The 18,118-nt window shown below is 71.2% G+C and carries 17 protein-coding genes; 11 read left to right on the forward strand and 6 right to left on the reverse strand.

The features are described 5' to 3' along the window. The first annotated feature begins 264 nt into the window (after positions 1–264). From ER308_RS04450 to ER308_RS04475, 6 genes are all read left to right on the forward strand, one after another. Positions 265–1,362, forward strand: coding sequence for a DUF4062 domain-containing protein (locus ER308_RS04450; RefSeq protein ID WP_131153864.1), 1,098 nt, complete (start codon positions 265–267; stop codon positions 1,360–1,362). A 21-nt stretch (positions 1,363–1,383) separates the two neighbouring features. Further along, complete coding sequence (locus tag ER308_RS04455) at positions 1,384–2,604, forward strand: hypothetical protein (RefSeq protein WP_131153865.1); 1,221 nt, start codon at positions 1,384–1,386, stop codon at positions 2,602–2,604. Beyond that, positions 2,601–3,194 (forward strand): RNA polymerase sigma factor, encoded by a 594-nt coding sequence (locus ER308_RS04460; protein WP_131153866.1) that lies wholly within the window; start codon positions 2,601–2,603, stop codon positions 3,192–3,194. Before ER308_RS04455 ends, ER308_RS04460 begins: the two co-directional genes overlap by 4 nt. A gap of 337 nt (positions 3,195–3,531) precedes the next feature. Next, the gene (locus ER308_RS04465) at positions 3,532–4,311 is read left to right on the forward strand and encodes a hypothetical protein (protein ID WP_131153867.1); all 780 of its coding nucleotides are present in this window, start codon (positions 3,532–3,534) and stop codon (positions 4,309–4,311) included. Positions 4,312–4,656: 345 nt separating this feature from the next. Next, positions 4,657–4,845, forward strand: coding sequence for an antitoxin Xre/MbcA/ParS toxin-binding domain-containing protein (locus ER308_RS04470; RefSeq protein WP_131153868.1), 189 nt, complete (start codon positions 4,657–4,659; stop codon positions 4,843–4,845). Between the two features lie 11 nt (positions 4,846–4,856). Further along, on the forward strand, positions 4,857–5,270 hold the full coding sequence (locus ER308_RS04475) for a hypothetical protein (RefSeq protein ID WP_131153869.1): 414 nt from the start codon (positions 4,857–4,859) through the stop codon (positions 5,268–5,270). A 99-nt stretch (positions 5,271–5,369) separates the two neighbouring features. Here ER308_RS04475 and ER308_RS04480 read toward each other — a convergent pair whose 3' ends face one another. Continuing rightward, positions 5,370–5,915, reverse strand: coding sequence for a hypothetical protein (locus ER308_RS04480; protein WP_131153870.1), 546 nt, complete (start codon positions 5,913–5,915; stop codon positions 5,370–5,372). A gap of 347 nt (positions 5,916–6,262) precedes the next feature. Between ER308_RS04480 and ER308_RS04485 the strand changes: the two genes are divergently transcribed. Both ER308_RS04485 and ER308_RS04490 read left to right on the forward strand, forming a co-directional pair. Continuing rightward, positions 6,263–6,946: a hypothetical protein gene (locus ER308_RS04485; protein ID WP_205745902.1), complete on the forward strand. Its 684-nt coding sequence runs from the start codon at positions 6,263–6,265 to the stop codon at positions 6,944–6,946. Between the two features lie 406 nt (positions 6,947–7,352). Further along, a complete protein-coding gene (locus ER308_RS04490) occupies positions 7,353–7,664 on the forward strand; it encodes a hypothetical protein (protein ID WP_131153872.1) in 312 nt (103 codons plus the stop codon). A gap of 412 nt (positions 7,665–8,076) precedes the next feature. Here ER308_RS04490 and ER308_RS21380 read toward each other — a convergent pair whose 3' ends face one another. After that, entirely contained in the window at positions 8,077–10,704 is a 2,628-nt protein-coding gene (locus ER308_RS21380; protein ID WP_165491818.1) for a hypothetical protein, read from the reverse strand. A 743-nt stretch (positions 10,705–11,447) separates the two neighbouring features. Between ER308_RS21380 and ER308_RS04500 the strand changes: the two genes are divergently transcribed. Continuing rightward, positions 11,448–12,437 carry an AAA family ATPase gene (locus tag ER308_RS04500; protein WP_165491819.1) on the forward strand — a complete coding sequence of 330 codons (990 nt, stop codon included), beginning with the start codon at positions 11,448–11,450 and terminating at the stop codon, positions 12,435–12,437. An 877-nt stretch (positions 12,438–13,314) separates the two neighbouring features. On the opposite strand, the gene ER308_RS04505 is transcribed toward ER308_RS04500, so the two are convergent. Beyond that, a complete protein-coding gene (locus ER308_RS04505; protein WP_131153874.1) occupies positions 13,315–13,872 on the reverse strand; it encodes a hypothetical protein in 558 nt (185 codons plus the stop codon). 358 nt (positions 13,873–14,230) lie between these two features. Here ER308_RS04505 and ER308_RS04510 point away from each other — a divergent pair, with 358 nt between their 5' ends. After that, on the forward strand, positions 14,231–14,911 hold the full coding sequence (locus tag ER308_RS04510) for a hypothetical protein (protein WP_131153875.1): 681 nt from the start codon (positions 14,231–14,233) through the stop codon (positions 14,909–14,911). Between the two features lie 53 nt (positions 14,912–14,964). Here the strand turns inward: ER308_RS04510 and ER308_RS04515 are convergent, their stop codons facing one another. Further along, entirely contained in the window at positions 14,965–15,498 is a 534-nt protein-coding gene (locus ER308_RS04515; RefSeq protein WP_131153876.1) for a hypothetical protein, read from the reverse strand. A gap of 256 nt (positions 15,499–15,754) precedes the next feature. After that, positions 15,755–16,084: a hypothetical protein gene (locus ER308_RS04520; protein WP_131153877.1), complete on the reverse strand. Its 330-nt coding sequence runs from the start codon at positions 16,082–16,084 to the stop codon at positions 15,755–15,757. A 322-nt stretch (positions 16,085–16,406) separates the two neighbouring features. Between ER308_RS04520 and ER308_RS04525 the strand changes: the two genes are divergently transcribed. Beyond that, positions 16,407–17,486 (forward strand): hypothetical protein, encoded by a 1,080-nt coding sequence (locus tag ER308_RS04525; protein ID WP_131153878.1) that lies wholly within the window; start codon positions 16,407–16,409, stop codon positions 17,484–17,486. 296 nt (positions 17,487–17,782) lie between these two features. Here ER308_RS04525 and ER308_RS04530 read toward each other — a convergent pair whose 3' ends face one another. Beyond that, positions 17,783–17,974, reverse strand: coding sequence for a hypothetical protein (locus tag ER308_RS04530; RefSeq protein ID WP_131153879.1), 192 nt, complete (start codon positions 17,972–17,974; stop codon positions 17,783–17,785). Between the last annotated feature and the right edge of the window lie 144 nt (positions 17,975–18,118).

Raw genomic sequence — 18,118 nt, forward strand, 5'->3', positions numbered from 1 at the left:
CCGGGGTCAGGTGCGTAGGCTCAAGCATGACTGGACAGGTCCCATCGACGGCCAAGCACGGCCCTACACGCCACTGAGCCCTCGTCGATGCGAGACAAGCCGAAGGTGGAGTCGCGGCGACTCGTCGAAGGCCACATGCGCGGTCCCCACCTAAACGGTCACCTGCGTATCCAAGCCGTCCGGGCCCAGCGCTGAGAGGTGCGTAAACCCGCACCGCCGGCGCAGCCGGGTACATTCGAGAGCCGATCAACCGGGGGTGCAGGAATGAGGGCGTTCATCTCGTCAGTGAGACGTGGCCTCGGAGAGGAGCGCGACGCGTTGCGGGGACTCATCAGCGCACTGGGGCATGTCCCGGTCCGCTTCGAGGATTTCACTGCCCAGCCCGTCCCGTCGCGGCAGGCGTGTATGGAGGCGGTGTCGAGCTGCGACATCTGCCTGTTGTTGCTCGGACCCTCCTACGGTGACCGGCTGCCCGACACCGGCGTGGCACCTACGCACGAGGAGTTCAACGTCGCCCGCAGCCGCGGCATCCCCCTGTATGCGTTCCTCAAGCGCGGCGTCGAGATGGACGCCGACCAGCGCGCCTTCGTTTCGGAGGTGGAGCAGTATGCGACAGGCCGGTTCCGCGCCGCGTTCGACGGCGCGACGGACCTGTTGACAGCCGTCACGGCAGTCGTGCGGCAGCACGAGTCCATGCCTTCAGCGTTGGCGTGGGAACGACTACCCGGCCCCGCCCCCGCGGTGCCCTGGGTGGCCGCCGACCAGCGCCAGCTCTACGCCGGCCAGCCCGCGACTGTCGAAATGCACGTCCTACCGCTGACCCACGCGTCGCGGCTTGCGGTCGGGCAGCTCGAGGTCCTCGGGGGGACGCTCGCGGGACGCGGCAGGGAGCACGGCCTATTCACGCAGGCCCAGCCGGTAGATACGGGCACCGACGGTTCCGCAGCCTGGGCGCGCTCCGACGACTGGCGCCAGGGCGTGGCCGGCGTCCGCGTTGACCGCGATAGCGCCATTAGCCTTTGGTGGCCGCTCCCGTCCGACGGGATGGGCGCGGTCGTCGACTCCGAGGACCTGGCCTCCGCCGTGGCGGCGAAGCTGCGCTTCGCGGCGAGCCTGGGCCTCATCGGCGGCGACCGTGCGGCGGTAGCCGCCGCTCTGTCGGGGGTCGCCATGGCCGCCGAGGGCAGCGTGGCCGACCTCGGCAAGCGCAACAGCGTCTCCTTCGGCTTCTCGCAGCGTGAGGTGGTGCGCGTCGAGCCGGAGGACGCCGTGCCTGTCGGCGCGCTCACCAGCGGCGCCGGTGACATCGGTCGCGAGCTGGCGACGCGGCTCGTGCATGCCTTCCGCGCGTCGCGACGGTGATTCGGGCGTTGTCGGGCGGCCATGGCGCACTTCGTGGATCCGCAGTCAGAGAGAGCCACGAAGTACGCGGCCGGTATCTCCTGCCACCGGATGATTGCCGAACACGGCCCAACGTCCCCTCTCGGGCTCCTCCAGTGCGGCCCTCGCCGGGTCGGACAACGGGCGTCGGGACTTTGGTCGTCGACCAGTGAAGGCTTCCAACTTGCCCCCTCGGCCCGAGAGATCCCTGTGCCTGACCGCTTTGGGGTAACGCTCGCTCGCTGCCAGCAGTCTGATGTGAACCGGTCGCGTGCGTGTGGGCAACTCCCTGCGGAACTCCACCGCGATGTGAGGGAGCTGGGGATGGACTTCGAGGAGTTTGCCCGTGGACGGCCGGACCCGTCGCCGCCGAGTCCCGAGGTGCGGGCGCGAGCGCGTGCCACGTTGGCCGCCGCCGTGGAGCGGGAATCTGCGGCGGGCAGTAGGGAACGAGTCTCTCTGGGAGGCCGGTTCGTACCGGGCTGGCGGCTGGCGCCCGCCCTGGCCATCGCTGCGGCGGTTGCCGCGGTGGTGGTCGTGGGTGTGGGGCCAGTGACGTTCTCCGGTGATCCGGGTTCGCCGGGCGATCCCGGCAATCCGCTGGGCCCGTCGTCTGCCCAAGCGGTCGAGGCTGTCGAGCGGGACGGCTACACCGAGGTGCGGTTTCTCGAACCAACCGCCGATCCTGAGCGCATCCGCTCAGAGCTCCAAGATCTTGGAATCGACCTCGACGTGACGTTCGTGTCCAGCGACCCGTTCAGCGTCGGGCGGCTGTTGATGAACACCACGAACGAGATCGAGCCGATCGGCGAGCGAGGTAGCGAGCTCGAGGAGAGCCCGATCGGCATTCGTGTCCCCGAGGGATGGTCGGGCAGTGGGGAACTGGCGATCGGTCGCCCCGCTGAGGACGGCGAGGCGTTCCAAACCAGCATCCCGCTCAACGCCGACCGGCCCGGCGGCCCGCTGCATTGCAACAACCTTCGCGGGCTCTCGGTGGACGCCGCCGCCGACCAGGTCCGCGATCTCGGCCTGCAGGTGCAATGGCGCACCGTCACCGACGACGTCTCCGCCGCCGAGGAACCCCCCGCCGACTACGTGGTCAACCACGTCCTGTGGCACGCCCCCGAGGTCATCATCCTCTTCGCCGGAGCGCAGTTCAACGGCGGGCTGAGCGATCAGGCCACAGCACTGGTCACCGAGGGCTGCGACGGAACCGAGCGATGAACGGCGACGACGCCGACGTCATCCGCGAGTCGCTGACCCACCCCCAGTCGTTCGGCGCGATCTTCGAGCGCCACGTCGACGCGGTGCACGGCTACCTCGCCCGACGCGCCGGACGCGACGTCGCTGACGATCTCACCGGCGAGGTGTTCCGAGCAGCTTTCGAAGGCCGCGGTCGCTTCCAGTCCGACCGCGCCTCGGCGCGGCCGTGGTTGTACGGCATCGCCGGCAACCTGTTGCGCCGCTACTGGCGCGACCAGCGCCGTCGACGGTCAGCGTACGAGCGGCTGCGGGGCCGCGGAACGGTCGACGAGGACCCCGTCGAGACCGCCCCAGTCCGCCTCGACGCACAGACGCAAGCAGCCGGGCTGTCAGACACGCTCGCGGCCCTCTCCCGCAAAGACCGAGAAGTCGTGCTCCTGTACTCCTGGGAAGGGCTGTCCTACACCGAGATCGCAGAGGCACTGCGCATCCCCACCGGCACCGTGCGTTCGCGCCTCAACCGCGCCCGACGCATCCTCACCAAACACCATGCCCTGGGCGCGGCCAACGCGCAGCTCACGGCAGCCGACCCCACCACCGACAGCGGCTGACGCGCCCCACCAGCGCCCCCGGCCGCCAGAACGCTTCACGACACCCGCAACCCATAGCCACAGGCGCATGGATCCGGACCCGGTGGACGATTGCCACAACGGAGGCCTTGGCAGCTGTCCCTGGTGGGTGCTCTCCGCCCCCAGCCCGAAGGCAGCAACGTGGCAGGGACGACGGTGCGCCAAGCGAGCCCAGGACGGCCCCAGCGCGGTCCTACACCCCCGCGCCATCTCCTTCAACTTCCACTCTCACCGGAAAGGGCGGCGCGGCGATGGATGGTGTGTCCGGGGTCGCTGGGTTGCGTCGGGGCTGGGCCAGGCCGTGGGCTAGACTCCGTCTATGGGGGGATCTTCACTTCAGGGGTGGCTGAAGCCGCCGGGAGCGTTCTCGACGTTCAACCGGGAGGAACGCAACGCGGTCGCGATGCTGTACGCCGCGCTGCTGCACAGCGGCAACCTGGAGCGCTTCGCCGATGCCATCGGCTGGGACGGTCTCGGGCAGCCGGCTGCCGCCGAGGTGTTTGTCGAGTGGACCTACGCCCGCGACCTGTGGAGCCTGCACGAGGATCCCGAGCAACGGCGTGACGCCATCGTCGGCCTGCTGGCACCCGCGAACGCCGACTGGCTGCGCCACTGCGCCGTCGAGCAGTTCAACACGTTCTTCGGCGCCACCCCGCGAGCCTCGAGCCACGAGATCCAGTACCCCGGGCGTTGGAGCGTGCGCCGGTTCGCGGCGAACATCCCCGACAACGATGAGTTCCGGCGCACGTGTGTGTTCAAGTGGGCGTTCAACAGCAAGCCCGACCTGGTGATCCACGGGTCACCGGACAGGGTGCTGTGGATCGAGGCGAAGTGGACCTCGGGTGAGGGCTCTTACCCGTCGTCGTCTGGCGAGAAGCGAGAGTTCGCCCGCCGTGGCCTGCACGCCGTGAGCCAGACCGACGTGCAACGCTTCCTGGTCACCGAGCTGTTGGGCTTCGACGCCACCTTCGCCTACCTCGTCAAGACCGGGACGGCCGCCTCAGCCAGCCACCCCACCCTCACGTGGCGCGACGCCTTCTCCCAACTCAGCACCGAGTCGCTGCCGCCCTTCGTGCGCGAGTGGATCCACCACCTGTAGCCCGCTGCCACCTGCTACTGCGGCCCTACACCCATCCGAACACGACTCGACTTCAACCCACGCCGGGATGGGCGCGTTCGATCGATGCGGGACAACCGATGTCGGCGACCGGACCCTAGCCCAGGGGACGTTTGGCCCTACCGCGGCCCCGAGCGAGAGGGGATCGTTGCTCTGGTGGTCGCGCGTCCGGCTCGTCTTCGAGCTGGTAGCGGCGCAACAGGCCGCCGTTTGGCGATCGTGTCGGCGCGGAGGTGGGCTGGGCGCGGTAGCGCTCAGCGGCGGTGGTGTTCGGATGCATGGCACGATCGGTTGTGGAAGCGTCGGCGGCGGCAAGGGGGCGAACCGGTGGGTGACGCGAAGCGCGACATCGGCGCGGTGCTCGGCGACAGCCTCACCCGCCGCGGCATCGCCCAGTGGTGGCAGACGCCGAACCGGCTGCTGAACGGTCGTCGCCCGCTGGACGCGATCGCCGACGGCGACCGCGACGGGGTGCGCGAAGCCGCGGACGCGTTCGACGCGGGGACCTACCAGTGAACGGAGAGCCGGTGGCAACGGTCTTCGTGGACTACAGCCGAGTCGGTCACGCCGAGCAGTTCTCAGTGAACCTGACCGGGCCCGAGCTCGCGCAGGTGCGTGAGGGCGACATGATCGGGCTGCGCGGCGACGATGTCGCTGCCGCGACGGCGCGGGTCACCAGCATCGACGGTGCTCGGGCACGCGTGGTCGTCTTGGACCATCCGGTGGTGGAGGTCACGCCGCGGTTGCTACGTCAGCTCCGGGAGCGCGGCGAGGCGACGATCCACGAGGCACAGCTCGACGGCGATGACGGCCTCGAGGCCAGGTCGCAGCTGTGGTTGCATGACGGCGGGCGCGGTTGGTGGCTGGCGACGGTGCGCGAGCGAGACGGTGACCGGTACCGCTTGGACGTGCAGTCCGAGGGCACTGCTCCGAGGCGCTAGACCCAGTCGCAGGTGATCCTCGAGGTCGATGAGGTGCTCGGCGGCCTCGCTCGACGCTTGGTGACGCCAGCCGGGTCTGGATTCGGCGGGCCGCGGTGGTTACGGGTCGACCGACTGTGGCTGGCTGTAGTAGGTGCAGCCGTCTGAGCTGCAGCGCACATCGCCGGGCACGGCGGCGTGCGGCTCGTCGGGCTCGTCGGCAGCGAAAGGCTGCAGGTCCGGGCACTGGCACTGGGGCGCGAGCTGCGGATTGCCGCACTGGCACTCGGGCACCACGGCCAGCGGGTCACCGAAGCTGCGGCAGCGGCCCACCGGCTGGTGGGGTGACCAGACGCACTCCACAGTGCGGGCGACGAGCTCACCGACGATGGCGGCGACCTGCCCGCCGCGGGGCGCGTCGGGGCACACCGCGGCCTGAACGATCGGGGTCACGCCGGCAGCGACCGCGTCCGCCGTGTCCGCGTTCCAGTCGAGCGGCTGGTCGCTGCGTAGCAGCTGCTCGACCTGCGCGCGAGCGGCGACGGTGGCCAGTTCAACCACCGTGCCCGCCGACACCGGCAGCGCCGGCGGCGTGTTCTCCACGAGCGAGTCCAGGACGGTGATCCAGTCGCAGGCCTCGTCGATGCTGTAGCGGATGGGTTCCATGGGTCGCAGCTCCAAGCTTTTCAGCGGGCCAACCATCCACGTCGCCGCGTAGAGGCGCGACGCGGGGCGGTTGATCCGCAAACGGTCGGGCGTCGCCGAGCACCGGCCAGCGGCAACACCCCCAGGGGAACCGCGGCGCACCCGCGACGAGGCCGGCCGTTACGACAACCCCGACCATGTGCCCCGCTCGCCCCACGACAGCCAGCCACCACCCCGAACCGGCCCAGAGGCCCGTGCGAAGCGGCCGGCCAGGGGGAACTTGGTGGCCCCCGAGCGAGCATCCCGGCGATCCCACCACGAGACCTGGAATGCGCGCCGTGCCCTGCGGGGCAGCGGGGACCACGAGGGTGCTCGCTCAAGCCGGCCTGGGCACTGCCGGGCTGCAGTTCGTCGGTGATGGCAGGGGTGCCGCCGACCCCTCGACATTGACCGTCTGGGCGTGCTCGAACGTCGACGCGAGCGTCGGGGTGTGCGCCGCCGAGCGGGGCCGGCACGGTACGAGCATGCACCCCAACGACGCGCCCACGAATCCGGTACGCGATGCCGACATCGAAGCGTTCGCCGCCGCGTTCACCGACGGCCTCGATGGTCTGCACGGTGACGAGCCGGCCCCGCTCGTTATAGCCGCAGATCGGTCGGACGACTTCCTCGACGTCGCCCTCCTCGACCCCGACCGCACCGAGGTCGTCGCGGCGATCGACCAGGTCACCTCGGGCGCGCGGCGCATCCTGGGGACGGCCTCGCGGGTGGCCTGGTCCCCCACCCCGGATGGGGCGAGCAGCCCGGCATGGCTGGTCGTCGTGGTGGGCGTCGCCCGCCCGGTGTTCGCGGCGGTGCGCTGTGACCAGGACACGCGGTGGCAGTTGCTCACCCCCGACCAGCTGCCGTGGTTCGCACTGTCGACAGCCGCAGGGCTGCGCGGAGCGGTCGAACGCGGCGAACCGCTACGACTCAAGGTCGGCAGCGACCCGGGGCTGTTCCGACGCCCGGACGAGGGAGAGCCCCCCGTCGACGAGCACGGCAGCCTCTAACCCACGGGCCTCCCGACACCGGCTTGCCCGGGTCGGTGACCCAGCCTGTTGGTCGCGAAGGCCAGCAACGCGCCGGCGAGACACGACCCGTCGCCGGATCTGTACGGGCTCCTGGGCGCGTGAACCGCAGTCGGGCACCATTCGCTGGCATGTGGTGCGCGGAGCCGCTGCCGATGGCAGTCCAGCTGGTCGGCGGCGGCCTCGCGGCGTGGGGCCTGGTACGCACCTACCGCTACCTCGGACGCCTACCGGGGTAGCGCAACGGGTTCGCGGTCTCGCCCAGGCGGCATCTCGTCGGATGGGCCGGCTGGCCGGGAGGGCGGTCAACCAGGGGCGGCGAGTTCTTTGGCTCCCGGGGCGCACACGCACGGTGAGTTTGTCCAGCTCCTTGTCCGCCACCGCGTCGATGAGTGCGCGCGGCAGGGTCCACCGGTACGGACGGCGTGACCGCTGGCCGCACCGCGAGCTCGTCAAGCTGCGCGCGGACTTGCAGGACCTCGAGGGCCGCGTGCTCGACGTCCGCGACCAGCTCGAGGACACCCGCGCCGAGGTGCACCGCGAGTTCGCCGAGGAGCGCCAGGCCCGCGTCGACGGGGACCGGGAGGCGCGCGAGCACGCCGATGAGCGGATCGCCGAAGCGCTGGGCCTCGAGGCGCTCGCGGCCTTCGTGATCCTCGTCGGGCTCGTTGTTGCCACCGCGCAGATGGTGTGGTGCTGAACACGGTCGAGGCCCCGTCGTCGACGGGATCGCGGCACGTCAGGCTCCGCGAGGCTTCCCGGCGCGCGAACGTACGGCAGTTGGCCCCCCGGGCTGGCCGAGGCTCTCAGGGACGCGCGCCGCGGTGACCAGCCGAGTTCGACGACGTGGTCCGAGCGTGGCCGAGTTCGTCGCCGTCGTTGCCCGGCTCTGCGCACTGATGATCGAGAGCAGCGTCTCTGAGTGGCTGCTCACGCCCTTGCCGGTACTCGGGAGCGCTGTCCCGTTGATGCCCTGGCCGCCGGCGACGACCGCGCCGCCAGCCGGCTGCTCGCCGGCCTCGAATCACCCACCGGTGCCTGACGCGGCGCCCGGCGGACATCGCCGGTGCTCTCTGGGCTAGCACCGCAGCACCTGTACCGTGCGCCCTCGTTCACGCCGGTGGGGTACATCCGCTGCCGGCCTCATAGCGCTGGTAGGGGTCGGCGGGCCAGTGCAGGCCGGCGAGGTCGTGGCGGCAGGCGCGGCAGATGGCGTGGAGGGGTTCGGGGATCTCGGGGAGGGTCCAGTCGAGGGCGCCGCAGCTGCAGGCGCGGAGTTGGTAGCCGCGTTTGAGGTGGGTGGTCCACAGGTCGGTGGTTGCGCGCAGCTCGGCGGCGAGGTTGTAGACCTGCGCGGCGCTGACGCGGGCGCGTTCGGCGGCGTCCGCGGCGGTGACGTGGCCGCCGTTGACGACGGCGAGGTCGTACAGCGCTCGCAGCCCGGGCGGCGGGGGTTGTCGCCAGTTTCTGCGGGCCAGGGGCTCGAGGTGGATCTCGCGGATGCGCGCGACCAGGGCGGGCGAAACGTCGAGCTCGCTGGCGAGGGCGGCGTCGGGCTGCTTGGGGTCGAGGTGCAGGCGGGTGGCGATGGCGGTGATGGTCGGGTCACTGCAGCCCATCACCAGCGGGGGGCGCCCCTCGCTGGTGAGCAGCTGGGTCAGTCGCGGGCGCACCTGGCGCCAGCGGATGGCGTCGGGATGGGGTAGCGGCTCGCCGGCGCGCATGCGTTCGAGGTGGGCCTGGGCGAGATCGTCGAGGCGTTGCGGCAGCCGTGAAGCGGCACCGGTGCGCCAGCGGCCGTGCACGGGGATGTCGTAGGTGTGCTCGCCGTCGGTGAATCGCAGCGTGGCGGTGACTTCAACGTGCCAGCCGCGCGCGGAGCCCTCACGTAGCCGCGTGGTGGTGATCTCGAGGTCGCACAGCGAGGTCTTCCACAGCCCGTTGAGGGTGCTGTCGGCGGGGTCGCCGAGGCGCTCGACCAGGTGCAGCAGTTGGTCGTGGCCGGCGAGGGTGGGGTCGGGGGCGAGGGTTTGGTCGAGGTGGGCGCGGGCTTGGGCGGCGCGGCGCTCGAGGTCGGGGATGGTCTGCTCGGCCAGGGTGTTGTAGCGGGTGTTGAGTCGGTCCAGCAGCGCGCCGGTGACCCGGGGGGCGCCGTGTTCGTCGGTGTCCTCCAGGCGGGCTTCGAGGCGCTCGAGGTCGCGGCGGGCGGCGTCGAGCTCGGCGACGGCGGCGTCGAGCTCGGCTCGGCGCTGGGCGTGGTCGGCGTCGCCGAGGTCGTCGAGGCCGACGATGCGCAGCGGCAGCCCGTCGGCGTCGCGGATCGCGTCGGTGAGGATGCCGTGCAGCACCGCCCAGGGGATGCGCACATGGCCAGCGGGCGCGAGGGCGCGGTCGGGGTAGTGCGCCAGCAGCGTGAACTTGTAGCGCGGCGGTATGTCGCGGCTAGGGCAGTGCTCGGTGAGCAGCTTCACCGCCTCGCCGTTGTAGGTGCCTTCGACGCCGGTGAGCGGCAAACTCACCGCGCGGTTGCGGCGGTCGTGGTTCTCGGCTCTCCAGCGACGGATCCGCGCGAAGTCCTCGGGCTGCGCCCACGGCCCGTCGGGGGGCATCACTCCGGTGATGTCGGGGGTGTCGAGCTCGGGGTGCAGCTCGCGGGGCAGCACCCCGGTCTCGTACACCTCGAGGTTGTGCATGATGCTGTCCAGCAGGTGCCGGTATCCGCCGGGGTAGCGGGCGTGGTCGGCGAGGGTGTAGCAGGCTGCGGGGTCCCGGCGCACCTCGCGCAGGTGCTGGGTGCTGTAGCGGCGCCGGGTGAGACCCTCGAGGACCCGGTGCATCGGCCACTGGGGGCGGCCCAGCCGCTCCAGGATCCACCGCACGTTGGCGACCTGGTCGACCGGCTGCCCGTCGGCGTCGAACACCCGCGGCAGCCCCGAGGTGACCTGCTGGGGGTCGGGGCGGCACGCGGGCGTGTCGAGGAACAGCACCCGCCGGCCCCGCCCCCCGGTGCCGTCGTCGAGGTAGCAGGTCGCCAACCCCGGCGGCACGGGGGTGCCCATGCGGTAGCCCGCCTGCCCGCTGCGCATCTCGTACTCGGACAGGTCGCGCTGGCCGCGGCGTGTCTGCAGGAACAGGTTCTTAGCGTTCTCCGCGCTCTCCCCGCCGCGCAAGAACTCGATGATGCTCCTCGCGTCATCGAACTGCTGCGGCGGCTGCTCGCCGGAGGCGAGGAACGCGCCGGTCTGCTCCAAGCTGTCGGCCAGCGGGGCCAGCGCCCACTTCACCCGCGCCGAGCGATCCTCACGATGGCGCACCAGCAGCGCCGCCTCGTACTCGCGGACGACCTCGGCGAGCTTGAGCACCACTGGCTGCTGGCCATCGGGCATGACCTTCGCGCCCGAGCCGGTGATCAACAACGCGACCATGCCCGCCTCGGCGCGCAGGTCGAGCACCAGCATGCGATGGCGCATCGGCTTGTCCCGCCCGCGCTCGGGGTGCGACACCGTCGGCTGCGCCGCCAGTTGCTGGACGAGCGCCTCGACGCTCGGCAGGCGGTCGCGGATCTGCAAGCCCGTGTGGCGCTCGGTCACCTCCACGGCCGTGAGGAAGTCCTCGACCGCGCTCTGCACCGCCTTCGGGCCCGAGGGGGTGCTCCACCGGCCCACGAGCGCCAGCGGGCGGCCCGCGTCCAAGAACGCGCGCAACTCCTCAGGCAGCCGCGGCTCCACCCCGTCGGCCACCAGGTCTCGCCACGCCGGCCTGGTCGCGGCGCGTGCCTCTACCTCAGCTGACTCCTGCACAGACATCACCATCAACCTATCACTCTCGTGAGAATCAATGATTGTTCGCGTTATTAGGTTCAGGACTCGGCTGAGGAACGACCTGGGACAGGCGCACCGTGAAGTCGCCGGCGCCGGCCTCGCCCGCGCGCACCAGCTCCACGGCCTCCGCCCAGGCACGCGGCCCCTCAGGGCCCTCAGCGGTCAAGAACCGGGGTGTCGTCGTCTCGCTCATGCCCCCGACACGTGGCGGCCAGGCCGACCGAGGCAACCACCGGCCACACGTGCACGGTCCGCGGGCACCGCCACGTCCCCACGCTTACGGTGGCGATTGCCCGGCCGATGAGGATCGGCGAACGCGACGAGCGCGAGATGGCCCGCCGCCGGCCGGGCCCGGGGCCACTGCGGCCGTCGGTTGCACTCCCCACGAGCGGCCGCACATGGCCTCGCATGCGATCAGAGACGAGCACGACCGAAGAACACCGACCGACGGGCGTCGACCGCGCCGGCCCGAGCGCATCGAACCGGCCGTTGCCGCGCGCGTTCCCCTCGCCTAGCCCTGGGGCGGGTGAGCTCGGATGAGCGGACCCGCAGAACCTACCGATCCCAGGCCGACCGCAGCGCCGACCAGTGCATCGGATGGCGGACCCGGCGCGGACACGGCCAGCTCCCCGGCGACGCCCAGCGACGACCAGCGTCGTCTGGTGACACGGCGGCTGGCTGATGTGCCGCGCGAGGAGATCCAGCCGCTGTTCGGTGGCCGGTTGCTGCTGGGCAAGCTCTCCGCACTTGCCGGTATCGGCGGTGTCGGCAAGAGCTACCTCAGCGCCGCGCTGGCCGCCAGCGTGTCGCGCGGCGATCCCCTTCCCGGCGATGAGCACAGCGGCGGGCCCGCCGGTGTGCTGCTCGCCTCGTTCGAGGACGAAGCCGCCGACACGCTGCGACCTCGCCTCGAGGACCTGGGCGCCGATCTGACTCGCGTGTCGGTCATCGACGGGATCTGCGACCAGCGGGGCAAGGTAGCTCCGTTCACGTCCGCGGACGCCGCCGCGCTCAGCGCCGAGATCCAAGCTCGAGGCGACGTTCGCCTGGTCATCGTCGACCCCGTCGGTGGTTGGCTCGCCCCCGGCGTCGATGAGTACCGCGGCAGCGAAGTCCGCTCGGCTCTCGAGGGCCTGCGACAAGTCGCCGCCGAGCACCAGGTCGCGGTGCTGCTGGTCATGCACGTCCGCAAAGCCGAAGCCGACGTGGCGCTGCATCGGATCACCGGCTCAGCGGCGTTCGGTCAGCTCGTACGGTCGGTGCTGTTCGCCGGCACCGACCCCGACGACAACCAGCTCGCCGCCGTGGCCCACGTCAAAGCCAACCTCACCGGCACGGCGCCAACCCTGAACTACCAGATCGAGGAACATGGCCAGTTCGCATGGCTGCACGAGCGCCCAGACCTCGACGGCGAACGCCTCGCTGGGCGCACCCCCGACGAGGAGCACGGCGCGCGCGGCGAAGCCGAGACCTTCCTCGCCGCCACACTCGAGCCCGGGCCACGCCCAGCCCGCGAGATCATCGCCGAGGCCAGCACCGCCGGGATCGCCGAACGCACCCTCAAACGCGCGAAAAAGCGGCTCGACGTCCGTTCGAACAAGCACGGCCCCGACGGCACCTGGTCGTGGTCGCTTCCCCACCAGCAACCCTGACCAGACAAGGACGCCAAGGCTGCCACAACCAACCCGCGGCACCCTTGGCACCCTTCCGACCCCCACTCGGACCGGCAGCCCCAGGTATCCGGCCGCGACCACCCCGCGGCTCCGGCGTCGAGGTCACACTCGTCGGCCTTGTCGCCCCGCCGTCGAGGCCATCGCGCGCCACCAGCGCCGCACCGCGGGCTCGCCGCGACCACTTCTGCCCAGCCGCCAGCAGCGGGCCAGCGACGACCGGATCGTCGAGGGGTGAGCGCACGCCCGCGTCCCTGCGTCGAGCGGCGCGTCGACCTGGCCGGCAGTCGGGCCGGGGCCCGCCGTCGGCGACGTGCCTGCCGCGACGCGGCGCCGGGTCGCTTCTGCTGGTGACCCGCCGAGCTTCGCTGCTTGCGCTGCTGCACTACCCCACCCACGGCGTGCAGCAGCGCGACCAGCACAGTCTCGCCCTGCCAGCGCTGGCCGATCAGCGTGCGGTGCAGCGTCATGCGCGAGATCTCGTAGCGTCGGCAGAGCGCGCCGGCGGTCGGCGCCCCGGAAGTGGTTCGCCACCGAAGCACCAGACGGTGCTGCACGAGCGCCACATCCCGCGACACGCGGTCCCCACCTGGCGGGATGGCCGTCTCGGCGTCAGCGCGCCAACCGAACCCGAAAGGGTCGGCGAGGTAGTCGCAGGGTCGCAGCGACCGGCGATCATCCACGTGGTTGGGCGGGCGCATGCGCGGACGGTGCCGGCGCCCGCGCCCCGCGCACTCGCCGCAGACCGACGCCCGACCCCCCAGCAACGAGTAGCGAGCAAACGAGTCGGGAGCACGAGTACGGGGCCGCGCCTCAAGGGAACGCGACCCCGTCGCTCGTGCACTCGCCCGGCGCGGCGCTAGCCGGTCGGCAGCGGGTCGATGGCGATGCGCCGCGCCGGCTCGGCGCTGACGGGCACCCAGGTGATCGCCAGCGGCGCCCCCTCGGAGGCGATGTCAAGCGCCAGCCACACGCTGCGCGCGTTGGACACCAGCGGGTCGACGCGGTCATCGAGACCCTCGGTGCGAGCGCGAGCGAACATGCGCATGACCCGCAGCGCGTCGAACCCGCTGAACTCAGCGGGCACCCGCACGTCCCGGCTGGGATAGTGCAGCCACAACGTCCCCGCCACCGTGAGGTTCGCCGCGCCGCGTTCGGCCAGCGACTCACCGCTCTCCGCCTCGCCAGCAGGCTCGCCGCCAGCGTCCTCGCGGCCACCGATAGCGCTGCTCTCATCCGCGAAGGGCGCGTCGACCTCGTCTGACCACCCGCCACTCGAGTCGCGAGAGGACTCGTAGGGCTCGCCCTCGGCCGACTCGGCCGCATCGAACTCACCGGGCTCACCGGGCTCGCCGGAGCCCGGCGAGAACGTGTGTCCCTCCTCGTGCTCCTGCTCATCGTCGTACTCGTCAACCATCCCGTCCTCCGTCCGGTCGGTTCCACCGCTGAGGGGATCCCAGCGGCGAACCCAAAGATCAAGCGAAAGAGCTCGCGGATCGACCGTTCGGGCACCGGTGTCACAGCCATGAGCTGCGACAGAAGTCGAGCGCCGCGACCGCCCCTCCCCGCGTCCCGCGCCAGCGCCGGCCGCCCCTGGAGCTCGAGCCGCCATACCAGGCACGTCAGCCGGCCCACGCGTGACCGCTCCGCCTCGCTCGACGCCTCGCCGCCGCGAGGCCCCGGGCCCTCTCCGCCGTTCGGTTCGGATCCCGGTCGCGGATGCGGCGCCACGGGTTGCCCGGGTCACGCAAGATGGGCGCGGCACACTCCCGCGCATGGACGCCACCACCGAGGTCGCGCTCGACGACGACGAGGTCGCGGCCGCAGCGCAGCGCGGCGAACTGCCCGCCGACTTCCCGCAGCGGGTGCGCGCCGCGCTCGACTCGGGCGCGTGTTGCAACTGCGACGGGCAGCGCGACATGACGATCGTGCTGCGCGAGCACAGCGACGAGCCGTCCCCGTGCCCCTCGTGCTGCGACCCCGAGACCGGCGAGCCGGTCACCTCGCCCCCGCCGGACGCGCAGGCGCGCGAGCTGCCCACCGCGCTGGCCGACTGCGCCGACCGCGCGGTGTACGCGCTGTCCGGAGGGCAGGCAAGCGTGGGCGTGTGGGACGCCGCCAACCGCCGCTTCGTCGTCGTGTCGAGTGCGCGTCGCAGCGCGCCGCTGGCAAGCGAACGCCACGCTGACGACGGCGGCGCCGCGACGCCGGTGACCCATCTCGGCAGCCTCGACGACGAGCATCCACACGTGGCGGTCCAGGAGGTCTACCCGCAGATGGCGTGCCGATGGTGCGGCGAGCACGTCGGACGCGCCGACGCCGTGCCCGACGCGGACGGCTGGGCGCACGTGACCCGCACCAGCGTGCAGCAGTGCGGCGCGCCGCACCCGGAACTCGCTGTCTACCGGCCGCTGGTGGCCGCGCTCACCCGCGACTTCGAGCTGCTGGCCGGCTAGCTCGCCGCGCTCGCGCCGACGCCCTCCCGCTCGCGCTCGCGCTCGCGCGTGGCCTACCAGTCGTAGGGGTCGTAGGGATCGCGGTCGAACCCGCCGCTGGAGCCCCACGGCGAGCTCGACCCGCCGAACCCGCCACGATCCAGCGGCGAGCTCGACCCGCCGAACCCGCCACGATCCGCAGACCCCAGCGGCGAGCTCGACTCTCCGAACCCGCCACGATCCAGCGGCGAGCTCGACTCTCCGAACCCGCCGAACCCGCCGCGACTCGAGTAATCCCGCGAGGATCCTCCGTAGGCACCGGGGTTGTGCAGCGACCCGCGGTTGGGGGTGTAGGTGTGCCCCTGCGGGTCGTGGTAGTAGTAGCCGGCGCCGACGTCGTTCTGCGGCTCGCTGGGCGCGAACCCGCCGCCTTGGTTGCCGTAGCAGTAGTGGCGCTGCGCCTCGTGGCTGTAGTAGCAGCCGGTGTCGCCAACCGCGTGCGCGTCCGGCGCAGCCAGCACCACCCCGCCCAACAGCAGCGCCAGCGCGCCGACGGCCGCGGCCAGGCGCGCACGCCCCGCCGCGCCCGCGCTGGGTGTCCTGGTCATGTTCGAGCCCTCCGATCCCGCCAACACCAGGTCCGCTCACGACATAGCGTAACAGGCCACCAACAGCGGTGAGAACCCCCGGATGCGCTCATGAGGGCGCGGCCCTGCTAGCGGCGGCGTTGGCGTGGCCCTCGCGGCCACCTTCGCGACCGGGCGGGCGGGAACTCGGACTACTCACCGTCGTCGGGGTTCAGGCAGCTTTGCGACCAGCGGGGATCCCACAAGCGCTCGGGTGCTCGTTCGTGCCAGTTCCCGGTCACCACTCGTCGGGAGCGGGGAGCTCGCGAAAGGGACGCAGGGCCACGTCAAGGAAGACCACCGGCACGGGCGTGTCGTCGACCTCTTGGTCGCTGAGCTTGATGAGCGCGTAGCAGCGCACGTGCGCGGGGCGACGCACCGGGTCGCGGTCGGGGTCGGCGTCGTCGTGCACGAGTAGTGGCTTCAGCACGTGCATCCCGTCGGGGTCGAGGCGTGCGCGAAGCTCGTCAGAGAGAACCCGGCTCAAGCCTGCCTGGTGTGCGTCGTGCGCGAGCTGCTCGAGCTGGGGCGTAGACGCCACTCGCGCTTGAAGGGTCGGTGTGCTCATCGCTTGCTACCTCCGAAGTCAGGGTTCGCGGCGGTGGTGGGTTCCCGCCGCGTCGACCGACGGTCGGGCCAGCGGCCGCCGCGACAACCGTTGACACGCCCGGGCGCGCGATCCCGGCGGCAACGCCCCGCCAGCACGAGCCGCACGCGCGTCGCTGACGGTCGGTCGCGGCGCAGGTGAACCTCCGCCGAAGCGAGCATGCGGGCTAGGTGCCCGATGCGCGTGTTGACAAGAGAGTCGCCGGGCGTGAGTGTCCTATCGGACAGTGGGGCTCGGCGGGGGTTGGGCCATCTCGTCACTGTCGGACGTTGGGGGGTCGGTCATGAGCGGGGACCAAGACCACGACGGCGGCCCGCAGGGAGAGGCGGCGCAGCCGGGCGACGACCCGGAGGGCGACGAGCTTCCCAACGAGCCATCTCGTTCTCGTCTCCAGCAAGCCGCCTCAACACTCCGTCGCTTCCCACCGGTGTGGGGAGCGATCGGCCTGCTCGCGGCGGTGGCGGTTACGGGTTTTGCCCTTGCGCTTGCTGCGAGTTCCAGGGCCGCAGATCAGGAGGAAGATGCTCAACAGGAACTCGCAAACCTAGAGGAGCAGTCCCAAGAGGAACTCGAGGAACTCGAAGAGCATGCCAGCGGGCTAACCCAGGACCTCGAGGCCGCCGAGGCCGAACTCGAAGCCGCCGAGGCCGAACGGGAAGCCATCGAAGATGAGCGGGATGGACTCGCCTCGGACCTGTCCAGCGCCGAGTCCGAGGCAGCCGAACTCGAAACGGAGGCCGACAGACTCCGCGAGGAGTACGACCCAGAGATCCGCGCCGAACGTGAGCAAGAAGTCGAGGACGAGGTAGCACGAGCCTGCGCCGAGGCCGAAGACGACATCGACAGCGAGATCGGCACCCTTGTCGAGTACGACAGCAACTGGGACCACGTCACCGACCAGGAATCGCTCGTCGCGGAAGTCGCCGCCTGCGCTGAGGACGTGCGAACCCAGACCGAAGCCGAGCGCGAAGAGGCCCGCTTAGCCGAGTGCAGCACGATCGACCGCGGTCAGGTCGAGCGCAATCCGGAGGAGTATGAAGGCGAATGCCTACACATGTTCGCTCGCATCGTGCAGTTCGACTCGGCCACCGGGCCGTGCGCCTTCCACGCGCGTGTGTCGGCTGAACACAGCAGCGGAATCGGAGACTACGACGTGCGCAGCGCCTTTGGATACGAGGACTCGCCTATGCTGTCGGCCCTTACCGAGGACTGCCCCGACCTCGACGGGATCACCAATAACGACATCGTGGAGGTATGGGCAACCGGGCGTGGTTCCTACAGCTACGACACCACCATCGGCGGGGGCACCACTGTCCCAGCGTTCAAGATCGACACCATCGAGCTGATCGAAGCTCGCGACTAGGGCCAAGGACTGCCGGGCGCGCTTGGCCCCGACCCCGCCCTCCTGCACACGTCCGCACCAGCAGACCGGTCCTCGGCCCCCGAGAAGCTCACGCCACGCGACGATGACCGGCCCGCGGGTGCCCGCCGCTGGCGCGCCTGGCCGCGGCGGGCGTGATCGTGGTTGTGCGCGTTAGGGCCGCACGGTGCTGCGAGTTCCGGGGCCGCAGATCGGGGGAAGCTGCTCAACAGGAACTCGCGGACCTAGAGGAGCGGACCCAAGAAGAGTTCGAGGAACTCGAAGAGCATGCCAGCGAGCTAACCCAGGAACTCGAAGCCGCCGAGGCCGAACTCGAAGCCGCCGAGGCCGAACTCGCCGGCATCGAAGATCGCCCAGAGCGCCGAGATCGAAGCTCGAGGCGACGTTCGGCTGGTCATCGTCGACCCGTCGGCGGTTGGCTCGCGCCCAGCGTCGATGAGTACCGCGGCAATGAGGTCCCCAGTTCTCATGGCTGCACCAACGCCCAGACCTCGACGGCGAACGCTCGCTGGGCGCACCCCCGACGAAGACCACGGCGCACGCGACGAAGCCGAGGCTTCCTCACCGACACACTCAAGCCCGGGCCACGCCCAGCCCGCGAGATCATCGCCGAG

The organism is Egibacter rhizosphaerae (genome assembly GCF_004322855.1).
In the GTDB taxonomy this organism is placed as follows: Bacteria; Actinomycetota; Nitriliruptoria; order Euzebyales; family Egibacteraceae; genus Egibacter; species Egibacter rhizosphaerae.